Annotated in this window: 12 protein-coding genes; 2 read left to right on the top strand and 10 right to left on the bottom strand. The window is 56.4% G+C overall.

Annotation, left to right across the window (positions count from 1 at the left end; translation table 11 throughout):
• Positions 1-21: 21 nt before the first annotated feature.
• From EXR70_13450 to EXR70_13405, 10 genes are all read right to left on the bottom strand, one after another.
• Positions 22-1,503 (bottom strand): hypothetical protein, encoded by a 1,482-nt coding sequence (locus EXR70_13450; GenBank protein ID MSP39487.1) that lies wholly within the window; start codon positions 1,501-1,503, stop codon positions 22-24.
• A gap of 203 nt (positions 1,504-1,706) precedes the next feature.
• Positions 1,707-2,174, bottom strand: coding sequence for an MEKHLA domain-containing protein (locus EXR70_13445; GenBank protein MSP39486.1), 468 nt, complete (start codon positions 2,172-2,174; stop codon positions 1,707-1,709).
• 182 nt (positions 2,175-2,356) lie between these two features.
• Entirely contained in the window at positions 2,357-2,557 is a 201-nt protein-coding gene (locus EXR70_13440) for a hypothetical protein (GenBank protein ID MSP39485.1), read from the bottom strand.
• Positions 2,558-2,709: 152 nt separating this feature from the next.
• The gene (gene maf, locus EXR70_13435; GenBank protein MSP39484.1) at positions 2,710-3,438 is read right to left on the bottom strand and encodes a septum formation protein Maf; all 729 of its coding nucleotides are present in this window, start codon (positions 3,436-3,438) and stop codon (positions 2,710-2,712) included.
• Positions 3,333-4,508, bottom strand: a complete 1,176-nt coding sequence (locus EXR70_13430) for a tRNA-dihydrouridine synthase (protein ID MSP39483.1) — start codon at positions 4,506-4,508, stop codon at positions 3,333-3,335. Before EXR70_13430 ends, maf begins: the two co-directional genes overlap by 106 nt.
• A gap of 9 nt (positions 4,509-4,517) precedes the next feature.
• Complete coding sequence (locus EXR70_13425) at positions 4,518-4,847, bottom strand: hypothetical protein (GenBank protein ID MSP39482.1); 330 nt, start codon at positions 4,845-4,847, stop codon at positions 4,518-4,520.
• Positions 4,848-4,880: 33 nt separating this feature from the next.
• Positions 4,881-5,831: a class II fructose-bisphosphatase gene (gene glpX, locus EXR70_13420; GenBank protein ID MSP39481.1), complete on the bottom strand. Its 951-nt coding sequence runs from the start codon at positions 5,829-5,831 to the stop codon at positions 4,881-4,883.
• The gene (locus EXR70_13415) at positions 5,816-7,036 is read right to left on the bottom strand and encodes a cofactor-independent phosphoglycerate mutase (protein ID MSP39480.1); all 1,221 of its coding nucleotides are present in this window, start codon (positions 7,034-7,036) and stop codon (positions 5,816-5,818) included. Before EXR70_13415 ends, glpX begins: the two co-directional genes overlap by 16 nt.
• Before the next feature lie 212 nt (positions 7,037-7,248).
• On the bottom strand, positions 7,249-8,643 hold the full coding sequence (locus EXR70_13410) for a homoserine dehydrogenase (GenBank protein ID MSP39479.1): 1,395 nt from the start codon (positions 8,641-8,643) through the stop codon (positions 7,249-7,251).
• A 138-nt stretch (positions 8,644-8,781) separates the two neighbouring features.
• A complete protein-coding gene (locus tag EXR70_13405; GenBank protein ID MSP39478.1) occupies positions 8,782-9,960 on the bottom strand; it encodes an alanine transaminase in 1,179 nt (392 codons plus the stop codon).
• A 422-nt stretch (positions 9,961-10,382) separates the two neighbouring features.
• Here EXR70_13405 and EXR70_13400 point away from each other — a divergent pair, with 422 nt between their 5' ends.
• Both EXR70_13400 and EXR70_13395 read left to right on the top strand, forming a co-directional pair.
• Positions 10,383-11,312: a hypothetical protein gene (locus EXR70_13400; protein ID MSP39477.1), complete on the top strand. Its 930-nt coding sequence runs from the start codon at positions 10,383-10,385 to the stop codon at positions 11,310-11,312.
• Positions 11,313-11,918: 606 nt separating this feature from the next.
• Positions 11,919-12,458: a hypothetical protein gene (locus EXR70_13395; protein ID MSP39476.1), complete on the top strand. Its 540-nt coding sequence runs from the start codon at positions 11,919-11,921 to the stop codon at positions 12,456-12,458.
• Positions 12,459-12,662 lie beyond the last annotated feature (204 nt).

Genomic DNA, 12,662 nt, shown 5'->3' with positions numbered 1-12,662 from the left:
GCCGATAACCTACCGCAAGCTTTAAATCTCCTTTTTTGAAACTCCCCGGCCGCGGCGCGCTTGAATCGACACATTGCCGCGTTGAATCGAAATGTGCCGCCACTGTTTGCGTTTACCGAGTTCTTCTAGCAATGCCAGCAAGGGCTGGCGCGCGCTCAACGATTGTGGCGCAGTGGGCGCGGCTTTCATGGCGGCCACTTCTTGCTTGCCGGCGAAATAGCGCAATAGCAGTTCGTCATCCGACACGCCGAGCCCACCCAATTGCGCGCGTAACTCGACCAACGAGACCTCTGACGGCCGCTGATTAGCCAGCTCCCGGGCGCGTGGCCGGTTAAGAATCTTGTCTTTGATATTTGCCTCGACGCAAGCGCTCTCCTCCTCGCCCCAAACGCCGCCGGCGTATTGAATGATTTCATCGCTTACTTCATGGTAGCGGGCGCCAAGAATCACGTTCACCGCAGCCTGGACACCGACAAACTGCGAATAGGGCGTGACCATGATCGGATAACCGAGATCTTGGCGCACCCGTGCGACTTCTTCGAGCACTTCGCCCATGCGCTCGGCCATGCCCAGCTTGGTCAGCTGAAAACGAAAGTTGGAGATCATCCCGCCCGGCACTTGATGACGATAGTGGGCGCTGTCGAACTGGCGCGGCGCGCCGATCGGGAAATGTTCCCGCGCGGCGATGGCGCGCAAATGTTCGGCCACGGGTTGAAGCGCAGCCTCGTCGATCATAGTTCGATGGCCCAGGGCGCGGGCGTTTTTGGCGACGTTGAACAGCGACGGGTTGGATGAACCATCGGCGAGCGGCGGGATCGCCGCGTTGATCGAGCGCACGCCAAGCTGAATCGCCTCCAGGCAACAGAGCGGTCCGAGGCCGGTGATGCAGTGGGTGTGAAACTCCAATGGTATGTCTCCCACCGCTTCCAGCAGCGCCGGCACGAGGGCGCGGGTACGCTCCGGCGTCAATAGCGCGCCTGGATCTTTAAGACAGACGCGCGACGGCTTGAGTGCCGCCGCTGCGTGCGCCCGAGCTATGTAGTAAGCGTCGGTATGTTTGGGCGACTCGGAAAAAATCAGGTTGATGATCGTCTCCAAGCCCACGTCGTTGGCGCTCTGCACCATGTCGCGCCAGACGGCCACGGTGTTGGAGGGATCGGAGCTGCGCAGCTGGCGCAAGCCGTTGGCCGCCAGCCGTTCGAGCCAGAGCTTGGAGGCGCAGGCCGGCGTGACTTGAAAACCGGCCATATAGCGGTTGCGAATACCGCGCAGCGGCGTCCGGGTAATGCGCTGGCGCACCGAACGAATGCGCTGCCAAATATCTTCTTTAAATTCCCGGCAAGCCTTTTTGAAAAATGATGGCGCGACGATCTCGATCGCCTCAAACCCGGCGCGATCCATCGGTTCGGCGATGGGCAGCATCATGTCCGTGCGCAGACCTTCGGCCCATAAACTCTGATGGCCATCGCGCAGTGTGGTGTCGACGAATTTTATTTCAGCCATGGTGGGATTCGTTCTTGGAATAGGAGTTAACCACAAAGGGCGCAATGTTCACAGAGAAAAATCGGATTCGGAGAGTTGGCCGCAAAAAATCCAAAAACATATACAAATCTGCCGCCAAGGCGTAAATTCGAGAGGGCAAGGCACGCCTTGCCCCTACATATGTCAAATTTAATTTTTTCATTTTTTGCGGCCAATCATCCGAATCACAAGCTTCGCCACACGCTAAACGCCGCCGCTTGGCCGTAGTGCGCGCCCTGCTCATCGAACAGGTTCCAAACCGTGGCGCGCTCGATCTCGAAACGCCGCCCGCTTTTCGAAATGCGCACGCCGCGATAGTCGTCGATATAGCCTTGCGCGCCGACTGTGGCGAGTAGACGTGCGCGTTGCTCGCGCTCGATCGCTTCAGCCGTAAGCCGCGATGGCGTTATCACGAGTTCCTCCCAGCTCAATTCGAAAAGAGTCAGCGCCGCTTGGTTGGCGTAGTTGAGCAACGGATCGGCGCTAATGTCATGGGATAAAACGGCGAACGAGGCATAATAGATTTGACGCGCTTGGTCGGCGACGGGGCGCATCGGGTCGACCAGATTTCGACCCGTCCAATGACGCAGACCCGCCAGCAATCGCATGACGTGATCTTGCAGATAATCGTTGTCTACGCAGGGTGCGTCCATGACACTTGAAACTTAAAACGCGAACCAAATTGGCGCCGATTGTAGTCGGTTATCCGCTGGAGGCAAGACCTACGAGACGTCAATTGTCGCGAAATTGGCGGGGATTCAAGGACAGGAGCGGCGATGGAATGAGACACAATGACAGAATGCCACAGTGTTCTTGGAAGTCTGCACGACGCAGTTCAACTTGCTTTAAGCGTTTCAGCCTTTGCGGTGAACGCGGCAATGGCGAGATTCGTGTTGCCGCTGCGTGCCGAAGGTCGGCGCCGCTCCTCTAGTTCGCGGGCTTTGAGAGCATTCAAGCGATCGCGAAACCAGGTATTTTCCGGCCATTGCCAGTTACGATCAACCGTGCAGTAAGTGTTTGGCATCTTGGTAGCCATGGTCGCCCATTTTGGAGAGCAAGCCCCGTACCAGCCGTAAGTAGTCAAAATATTGAAGATGGATTTTTAAAAACAGCTTGCAGTCGAACAAATTTCGTCGCCTTCGGCCAGATTTCGCCAGCGACCAGGAATTGCGACGACAAAAGTGGCTGCTAGAAATTCTGCCAGTTGAGAAAGGATTTGTCGGCGTAAAGTCGATCGACATCGAGCGGAAAGGCAATGGCGCGGCTGGCAAGATAATCGGCGATCGGTTTGAGCGGCAGGCCGACCGCGGCTAGGTAGTCGCCGCTGATCGACTCGATTAAGGCCGCGCCCCTGCCCTGGATCGAGTAGGCGCCGGCTTTATCGAGGGACTCGTTGCAAGCGAGATACATGTCTATCTCTTTCTCGCTAAAGGGCGCCATCTTGACCGAAACTTCTTCGACGATGTCGAGCACGACTTTTGAGCGATCGATCATTGTCACCGCGGTATAAATGCGATGGCTCTTCCCGGTAAGTGCTTGGAGCATGCGCCGGGCGTCGAGCAGATTGGCGGGTTTGCCGAGCTTGGCATCGTCGAGGGCGATCATGGTGTCGCTGCCGATGACCGTCGCCGACGGATGGCTGCGCGCGACCGACTCGGCTTTGCCGCGGGCGAAGGCGCGCACTTCGTCCGCGATGGACAAAGATGGCGAGAGTATTTCCTCGAATGGTGGCGCGATGATGTCGAAGGGCAAACCAAGCAAGCCGAGGATTTGGCGCCGGCGCGGCGAAGTGGATGCGAGAATCAGCGTCATCAAACGACCGAAGCGGGACGCGTTGCATCGCCAGGCGCCGGCCATGGCGTCGGCGCCGAATCCCCCGCTTGAGCATCGCGCCAGCTCTCGTAGTCGCGCAAACATTGAATCACTTCCGCGGCTTTGTTGACGCGGACCATCTTAGTTCGTAATTCCGCCGCGCCGCGAAACTCTCGGCAGTACCAAATCAGATGTTTGCGCATGCTGACGAAGCTGCGCTCCTGGACGTAGCTTTCAAAATGGCGCGCATGCTCAACCACAACGCTGAAGCGCTCAGCCATGCCGATCGGTTCGGCGGGCGTTGGCGGCGTCGATGTCAGTAGACATTGCTTTAAATAGTCCTTGGCTTTGAAGATCCAAGGATTGCCCTCGGCGGCGCGGCCGAGCAAAACGCCGTCGACGCCGCTATCGCGCACGCGTCGATAGACATCGCCCATGTCGCGCAGATCGCCGTTACCCAAGACCAGCGTCCCCGCCGGCTTGGCGATTGCGACAGCGCGTGCGATAGCGTCCCAATCGGCGTCGCCTTTGTAGCCTTGTTTGAGCGTCCGGCCATGGATCGAAATCGCCACTGGCTTTTCCGCGAGTAGATTGGCGATCCAATCCTCGACGACAATGCGGTCATAGCCAATGCGGGTTTTCACCGATAGCGGAATCGACCGGCGCACGATTGGCGCGACAAAACCACTACGCTGTTGGTTAGACGTTTTAACCGTTTCGCGAAGCTTCTGGCGTAAGCCCAGCTGCTCAAGAGTCTGCCCCGCCACCCAATCGTCGATGCCGCGCTGAGTCTCGCGGACGATCTCCCTGGCCAATTCCGGTGTTCGAATCAACGCCGCGCCGCTACCTGACGCCGCGACATTCTTCGCCGGACAGCCCATGTTGATGTCCAGGCCGTCGAAGCCCAGCTCGCAGACCACATGGGCGGCTTTGTAAAACAGTTCCGGCGTGTGGCCGTAGATCTGCGCGATAATTGGCCGCTCAAGTTCTGAGTAAGTGAAGTCGCGGATCAAAGTGTGCGGCGCATGAATCGCCGCGTCGACGTTGGTGAACTCCGTGACCGTGATATCCGGCCCGCCATGTTTCGCCGCGATCCAACGAAACGACGCATCGGTGACGCCGTCCATGGGCGACAGGCCGATAATCGGTTTGGGAATGGTATGCCAAAAGTTCATGATCTTGTGTCAGCGCCGTTTGAGAATGTCTTCGAGCTTCTGGCGATCTTCGTCAAGGATTTTTTCCGCCGGTGCTTTGCTCGGCGGCAATTTTTCCTGGTGCTCCGGCATCGCTTCAATTCTCGGCACGGCTTTGGTCTTGGGTTCCTTGTCGCCAAACAGCGAAACGATATTGTACCAGTAAAACCAGATCAGAAAAGCCAGGAACCAAACGATCAGCGGAAAGAAAATAAAAAACAGAACCGTTCGGAGCCAACGGCGGCGCTGGCGCGGTTTACGCGACGCGCCGCTGGCGCGCGAATTTTTCCGTCCACGACTTGGATTGGCAGATTGGGCCAAAGCTTAAACCTATCGAAGCAACTTCCGCCGTGCTCAATAAGTCGGCTTATGGTCGAAGTAGTGGGTCGCGTTGACGACTCTAATGGTCTTGGTCTTCGAGCGCATGACCACCGACTGAGTGGTGGCGCCGCCGGGAAAGAAATGCACGCCCTGCAAATAGTCGCCGTCGGTCACTCCGGTGGCGGAGAACATCACGTCGCCGGCGGCCAGCTCTTCGATTTTAAATTTCTTCTTGATGTCGGTGACGCCCATCTTTTTCGCCCGCTCGATTTCTTCGTTGTTGCGCGGCGCCAAGCGGCCTTGAAACTCGCCACCGACGCAACGCAACGCCGCCGCCGCCAACACGCCTTCCGGTGCGCCGCCGATGCCGATCAGTAGATCGATGCCGGTTTCCGGCTTGGTGGTCGCAATAGCCGCGGAAACATCGCCGTCGCCGATCAGACGAATGCGCGCGCCGGCTTTGCGCACTTCTTGGATCAGCGCTTCATGGCGCGGCCGGGAGAGGATGATCACCATTAAATCTTCAACTCGACAACGTTTGGCCTCCGCCAAAGCGTTAAGATTTTGCGTCGGCGATTTGTCCAGGTCGATGACGCCGCGGCCGATGGGTCCGACGGCGATTTTCGACATGTAGGTGTCGGGACAGTGGAGCAAGTTGCCGCCGTCGGCCATCGCCAGTACCGCCAGAGCATTGGGCCCGCCGGTGGCGCAGATGGTCGTGCCTTCCAAGGGATCGAGAGCGATGTCGACTTTGGGTCCGCCTGAGCCGACTTTCTCGCCGATGTAGAGCATCGGCGCTTCGTCGCGTTCGCCTTCGCCGATCACCACCGTGCCGTCGATGGCCAAGGCATCGAACGCTTTGCGCATGGCATCCACGGCCGCTTGGTCGGCGGCCTTCTCATCGCCGCAGCCGGTCAAGCGCGCGCAATTGAGCGCGGCGGCTTCGGTCACTCGCACCGCTTCTAGAGCTAGGTTTCTGTCCATGTCGGTCTCCCTTCGATCAGCGATTCCATCAGGCGAAACGCTTGTTTGGCGACGACACCGGTTTGCGCCGCGTCTTTTTCATTGTAACCCACCGCGCCGTTGTCGCGCAGCTCGGCCGGCGAATAGAGCACGAACGGCACTGGCTCCGATACGTGAGTTTTCAAAGCACAAGCGGTCGGATGATCGGGCATCAAGAGAATGCGAAAGTCTTTTCGTTCGCCCATGCCCTTCAAAACCGTGCCGACGACTTTCTCATCGAAATCTTCCAGGGCTTGAATCTTGGCTTTGACATCGCCCATATGGCCGGCTTCGTCGGTGGCTTCGACGTGAATAAAGACAAAATCATTTTTCTCCAGCGAGGCCACGCCGTATTCGCCCTTGCCGACAAAATTGGTGTCGAGAAAGCCGGTGATACCGGGCACGTCAATGCGTTCCAGACCGGCGTAAACACCGAGGCCGTGAATGATATCGACCGCCGAAATCACGCCACCCTTGATGCCGAAGCGTTTGGTCAACGACGGCAGCTGCGGCGCTCTCCCCTGCCCCCAAAGCCAAATGGTCGTCACCTGCTGCTTGCCTTCGACGCGCCGCTTCTGATTTACCGGATGACTCGCTAAGATCGACTGCGACGCGGCCATCAAATTCAATAAACGCTCGGCGCCGTCGCCCGTGGGCATGTAGCCGGCGGTTTTCTGATCGGTGATGTCGTGCGGCGGCGTGGTTGCCATTTTTTCCAGACCGTCGCGCCACACCATCAAGTGGCGGTAGCTCACGCCGGGAAAAAATTCGATGCCGTCGCCGCCCAGCTCGGCACCCAGATCGCGGATGATCGCCGCCGCTTCTTCGGTGCTGATATGGCCTGCGGTGAAATCTTCCATCACGGTGTCGTCACCCGTGCCGCCGAGCGTGACGAGATTGCAGCGAAAGGCGATATCCGTCGGTCCCAGCGCCACGCCCATGCTCGCCGCTTCCAAGGGCGAACGGCCGGTATGATAAAGCACCGGGTCGTAACCCATGATGCTCATGTTGCCGACATCGCTGCCGGGCGGAAAGCCGTCGGGAATCACATGCGCCAGACCGTAAACGCCGCGCTGAGCGAGCCAGTCCATGTTGGGAGTGCGCGCCGCTTCCAGCGGAGTCTTGCCGCCAAGCTCTTCGATCGGATAGTCCGCCATGCCGTCGCCTTGCAAAATAATATATTTCACTTTACGTAGTCCGCCTTCAAAAAATTAACTCCCACTTCTCGGACTCGGATATTTCTCTCGCCAAGACGCAAAGACGCCAAGTTCGGAAAAAAACTATTTCCTAAAACCTTTGCGCCTTAGCGCCTTTGCGAGAGACATCCGGAATCCGAATCTTATTTCTATGCGTCCTTTGCGTTCTCTGCGGCTATCTCTCCGATTCCGAATCCTTATCTTCACTTTGCGCTCCAGATCGGAAACCACACGGGATCGACTAAGATATAATCTCGCGAGTGCAGAGAATCCAGAGCCTTGCGCATTTGCCGCAGCGTGGTGCGTTCCAAGGTCATGACGAAGGGCAAAATCTCCTGCGCTTTCTGCTTTAATCGATAACTCTGCATCAAGCTTTTCAATTCATCTTCGACGTGACGCAACTGCCAGATCTCGGAAATATTGACGCCGAGTTTGCCGAAGGTGCGGCCGATGTCGCCGACGATGCCAGAGCGATCCTTTACCACAAAGCGCACGTAGAACGGTACGTCGAGTTCATCTTCCCGTTGCAGTTTCAGCGTGCCGGGGGCGATCAAGCTCGGCATGCCCGACAAATTGCGCTCGCCGCGCGCCAACTCGCAAACATCGCCGAGCACCGCCACCGCTGTCGGTCCGCCGCCGGCGCCCGGTCCGACGAGAACGTAATCGCAATCGCGCTCGCCGCGACTGGCGCCGCTGCTTTTGCCGGCAAAACAGATCGCATTGGTCGCGCCATCCACGCTGGCGAGAAAGTTTTGCCGCCCGACCAATACCGGCGAAACGAAAACCTGCACGGCTTGGCCGGCGCGACGCGCGACCGCCAGTTGCTTGATGGTGCTCGAACCGATCCGTTCGGCGTAGCGAAAGTCGACGGCTTGAATTTCTTCAATGCCCTTGCGCCAGATTTTTCCCGGCGTGATTTCTAAACCGAAGGCGACCCGGCTGAGCAGCAATAATTTCGCTTCGGCGTCGCTGCCGTTGACGTCGGATGCCGGATTGGTTTCGGCGTAGCCTTTTTGCTGCGCTTCTTTGAGCGCTTCGGCATAAGGCTTCCCGCTTTTTTCCATCTGCGAGAGAATATAATTGCAGGTGCCGTTGACGATGCCGAAGACCGCTTCCGGTTGTTCCACCGCGAAGCTTTCGCTGAGCGAACGGATAACGGGAATGCCGCCGCCGACGCAGGCTTCGAATCGTAGTTGCCGGCCGCTCTGCTTGGCCGCCGCCCAGATTTCTTTGCCGTAGCGCGCCAGCACGGCCTTGTCTGAAGTGACCACTGATTTGCCGTTACGGAAAGCGCGCAGAATGTAGTCGCGGAATTGCGGCAACTGCGCCTTCGACTGAAAGCCCAGCGCTTCGATGACGATATCGACGCTCGGGTCATCGATCACTTCTTCGGCGCTGGCGGTGAACAAAGCTTTGCGCTTGGCGAACCACTTCTTGCCTTTGGGCGAGCGGGTGTAAATCTTACGGATCTCCAAGTCGACGTCTTTGACGTTCCGTTCCTCGACTTGCTGAAACAGAATATCTTGAATCGCCTCGCCGACCACTCCCGAGCCGAGCAAACCGACGCCGACTTTCCGCCGTGAATTAACCGTTGCCATAAATCAATTAGGATTATTCTCTCGCAAAGGCGCCAAGGCGCTAAGTTTTCGGGGAATGTTTGTGATCTCGTTGAGTACTATTCCGAACTTTGCGAGCTTTGCGCCTTTGCGGCAGTAATCTCTTAATCCGACTTCTTGCTAGTCTAATAATTTGACGAGCGCCTTTTTGATTTTGCGCACCGCCTGCTTGGTGCGGTGCTCGTTTTCGATCAGCGCGAAGCGCACATGTTCGTCGCCGTACTGGCCGAAGCCGATCCCCGGCGACACCGCGACTTGGGCTTCTTGAAGTAAATATTTGGCGAACTCCACCGAGCCCATCTTTTTCGCCGGCTCGGGAATCTCGGCCCAGACGAACATCGTCCCCTTGGGCCGAGGAATATACCAGCCGGCGCGGTCGAGACCGTCGAGCAACGAATCGCGCCGCTTGCGGTACATGTCGCAAATCTCTTCGACGCAATCCTGCGGTCCGTTGAGCGCTTGAATGGCGGCGATCTGAATCGGCTGAAAAATACCGTAGTCGAGATAGCTCTTGATGCGCGCCAAGGCGTGAATGATTTCCTTATTGCCGACGCAAAAGCCGACGCGCCAACCCGGCATGTTGTAGCTCTTCGACAGCGAGAAAAATTCCACGCCGACATCCTTGGCGCCCGCGGCCTGGAGAAAACTCGGCGCCCGATAACCGTCGAAGGTCAGATCGGCGTAGGCCAGATCATGCACGACGATGAAGTCATGCTCCTTAGCCGCTTTCACCACCCTTTCGAAAAAATCCAGCTCGACTACTTGAGTAGTCGGATTGTGCGGAAAACTGATGATCAACATTTTCGGCTTGGGCCAAGTCTGCTTGATCGCCTGATCCAAGTTGCCGAAAAATTCTTCGCTGGTGGTGAGCGGAATGCAGCGCAGATCGCCGCCGGCGAGGATCACGGCATACTGATGAATCGGATATGTCGGACTCGGGCAAAGCACGACATCGCCGGGATCGATGGTCGCCCAAGCGAGATGCGACAAACCTTCTTTGGCGCCGATGGTGACGATTGCCTCGCTGTCGGGATCGATATCGACGTTATAGCGGCGCTTGTACCAATCGGCGATCGCGCCGCGCAATTTAAAAATCCCGCGCGACACCGAGTAACGATGATTGGCAGGTTTGGACGCCGCCTCGATCAGCTTCGCCACCACATGCGGCGGTGTGGGCAGATCGGGATTGCCCATGCCGAAGTCGACGATATCCTCACCCCTACGCCGCGCCTCCATCTTCATACCATCGATGATGCTGAAGACATAGGGCGGCAGCCGTTTGATACGCTGAAATTCCACGCCTGGCTCCCCTATCCTTTGCGAAAAAGACGATTGATTGTAATTTTATAAGCCATCGCTGAGTTTGGTGCAACTGAACAAGGTTGACTGCCGTGAATTTACCGCTCGACACGACCCATTGAAACTGAATCGTCTTACCTCTAGGCAAGGTTATTTCCTGCCAAGGTTCTTTGGCCGTGGTTGGGGAATATAAGCCTCCTACCGGAACCGGGTAATTCCTAGGGCTCCGTTAACAAAAAAATCTGAAGCCAGTAGCTCAGTGCGGAGTTGACTCCCGCGAGTACTGCCTTTTGTTTTTAGTCGCCGAGGATGAAATTTGCAATGGCAATCGCCAACCTCGATTGCGATGAGTTGTGGGCATCGCAGATTGGACCGCCTCTATTCATTTGAGACAATTGATTTCACAAATAAGGAGGACAACGATGAAAACCAATCCCACATTGCTCACGATAAGGTTCATAGTCTTAATCGGCATGACCGCACTCGTATTGACCCGCAGCAATGCGCTGGCACAGAGTCCCAATCTGAGCGGACAATGGACCAGCGAGTATCGGTGTCCGTCAGGCGACACCTATTCGCTAACTGTGCAAATCAACCATCGGGGCCAGCAGATCTCCGCCGTAAAAAACTCCGAAGATCCCTGTTTCGGGGCGGGGCAAACCGCATTCTCCGGGAATGTCGCCGGTAACAGCGGGCAATTGACGTGTACCTATGCTTACGATCCCGGCCCGACAACCTCGAACAATTCCAACAATGTTTGGCTAGGAATCTTGCAAACGTTGGCCGACAGTCTCACCCCGCGAACGTACGCGATCGGCACCACGCCCGGAAGTCTAAGCGTCATCGATGCAAACAATATCGTGGCGTGTACGTTGCCATTTGTGAGAGATGGCTTGCCGCCCCCGGCATACGGCAATTCGACGCCGGCCCAAAGTACGGTCGCGGCGCAGAGCAGCGCGGGTCGTGTAACGCTGCAGCAACCGACGCTTACCTATGACGATGCCAATCAAAAATACACCTTACGCGTCAACGGCCAACTTCGTGGTGCGCGCGGCAGCGAGGCCGTATTGGGTTATTTTTTTCAGTACGAGAACAATCAAACTTGGACTACCTTACGGGCCAAGAAGGGGAGCGAGTATAACTCTGTCGACGGCGATCTCGCCAGTTACAATTATTTTACGGCAAACTTCGATCCCTATGAGCTCGGTGTCCTCACCGTGGAACTGCCCTATGCCGAGATCAACCTGCGGTCGGGGAGAACCTATAAGTTGAGGGGGTGGGCGGAGGTGTTTATCAACAACAAATCTTTGGAGAGCTCGACTCCTGTCGAATTCAATTTTGCGCCAGGATAATAGAGCGGGACTCCCTCGATGAAAACAAATCGCATATTGCGTCTCAGCGCCTTTGCGGCGTCGATCGCCTTGACAGCAGTCGCAATGACGCGCAGTAACGCGATGGCACAGCCGGCTCAAGCGCCTTCGGCTCAGCTCCAGCAACCAACCGTTAATCGCGACGATGCTAGCCAGCGGTGGATCTTCCGGGTGAACGGCCAACTCCAGGGCGCCTCCTGATCTAAAGCCAAGTTGGCGATCTATATTCAATCATTAGAAGACAACGGGAACTATACTCCTGTTCCTTCCAAGACGGATCGTTATAAGACTCCGTCAGGGAATCTTGCGGTTTCCACCGATTTCTCGGTTGCGTTTGATCCCTATGAGCTCGGAGTCCACTCCCTAATAATACCCTATTCCGCGGCCAACCTCGCGCCGGGAAACTTTTCTATGCGGGCCTATGCGATCCTGTGGTTCAACGATAAGTCACTGCGGCAGTCACCACCTGTCGATTTCGATTTTGAGCAAAACTAACGGAGGCGCGCGAACAAATCTAACCGGCGTCAACCCGTCGGAAGTTGTTAGCAGGACAAACCACTAGCAAGAATTTGTTTTAATGAGGTCACAATGAAACTACCATCGGAAAACATCAAGATCGATACCACGGGATTTCTCTGGCTTAGCTATCCGAGTGAAGCCTGCCGGCCGGTGCCGAGTTTCAATTTGATTATCCCGCCCCACTGGGTGGTGAGCGAGTTTCCCAACGCGCTGTTTGTCATGGGTAGCTCCAATGGCCAAGACGGCAGCCCGGTGGACGAGTTCTGGTCCAACGTGATCGTCCATCACGAGCGCGTGCTGCCGAGCGTGTCGCTCGAAGAAGCGGGCCGATCGAGCTGGGAAAGTCTCAAAGCCGACACGCCCAACGCGATCATGAAAGAAGAGTTCATCATCGAGTTCGACGATCTGCGCCACTTTATCCGCGAGGTGCAAATCCCCGGCCCGACTCCCAAGGAGACTGTCACGCGAATAGATTCATTCATGTTCGGCCCGATTCGCGATCATCCGACTCTCGATCTGTTCCGCATAACTTGGCTCCATCCGAGTGCCGCGGGCGACGAGCGCAAAGCGTTGTTTCGGCAAATTCTCAAGAGCGTGACTTTCGATTAGGATAAAAATAAACGTTCAACCGCAACGATGAGGCAGTGAATGATTAACGATGTCATCGGAGCTATTATCGAAAAGAGTGGAAATAGAAAATAGGTGGCGTACCCTTTCGATACGATCAAAACGAAAGGCTGCCTGTTGAAGCAGGCAGAGAAAGGATACGCCGATGAAAGAGAAACACATTGATAGAAATGAATCAAAGGAAAT

This window comes from Deltaproteobacteria bacterium (assembly GCA_009692615.1).
In the GTDB taxonomy this organism is placed as follows: domain Bacteria; phylum Desulfobacterota; class Binatia; order UBA9968; family UBA9968; genus DP-20.
The sequence above is the reverse complement of the archived record's forward strand: the minus strand, read 5'-3'. Positions and strand labels throughout refer to the sequence as shown.

What these genes read in the sequence shown, in the direction of transcription:
- glpX (MSP39481.1), bottom strand. Translation starts at nt 5,831, where the DNA reads ATGGACAGAAACCTAGCTCTAGAAGCGGTGCGAGTGACCGAAGCCGCC.
- EXR70_13445 (MSP39486.1), bottom strand. Translation starts at nt 2,174, where the DNA reads ATGGACGCACCCTGCGTAGACAACGATTATCTGCAAGATCACGTCATG.
- EXR70_13440 (MSP39485.1), bottom strand. Translation starts at nt 2,557, where the DNA reads ATGGCTACCAAGATGCCAAACACTTACTGCACGGTTGATCGTAACTGG.
- EXR70_13395 (MSP39476.1), top strand. Translation starts at nt 11,919, where the DNA reads ATGAAACTACCATCGGAAAACATCAAGATCGATACCACGGGATTTCTC.
- EXR70_13450 (MSP39487.1), bottom strand. Translation starts at nt 1,503, where the DNA reads ATGGCTGAAATAAAATTCGTCGACACCACACTGCGCGATGGCCATCAG.
- EXR70_13430 (MSP39483.1), bottom strand. Translation starts at nt 4,508, where the DNA reads ATGAACTTTTGGCATACCATTCCCAAACCGATTATCGGCCTGTCGCCC.
- EXR70_13400 (MSP39477.1), top strand. Translation starts at nt 10,383, where the DNA reads ATGAAAACCAATCCCACATTGCTCACGATAAGGTTCATAGTCTTAATC.
- maf (MSP39484.1), bottom strand. Translation starts at nt 3,438, where the DNA reads ATGTTTGCGCGACTACGAGAGCTGGCGCGATGCTCAAGCGGGGGATTC.
- EXR70_13410 (MSP39479.1), bottom strand. Translation starts at nt 8,643, where the DNA reads ATGGCAACGGTTAATTCACGGCGGAAAGTCGGCGTCGGTTTGCTCGGC.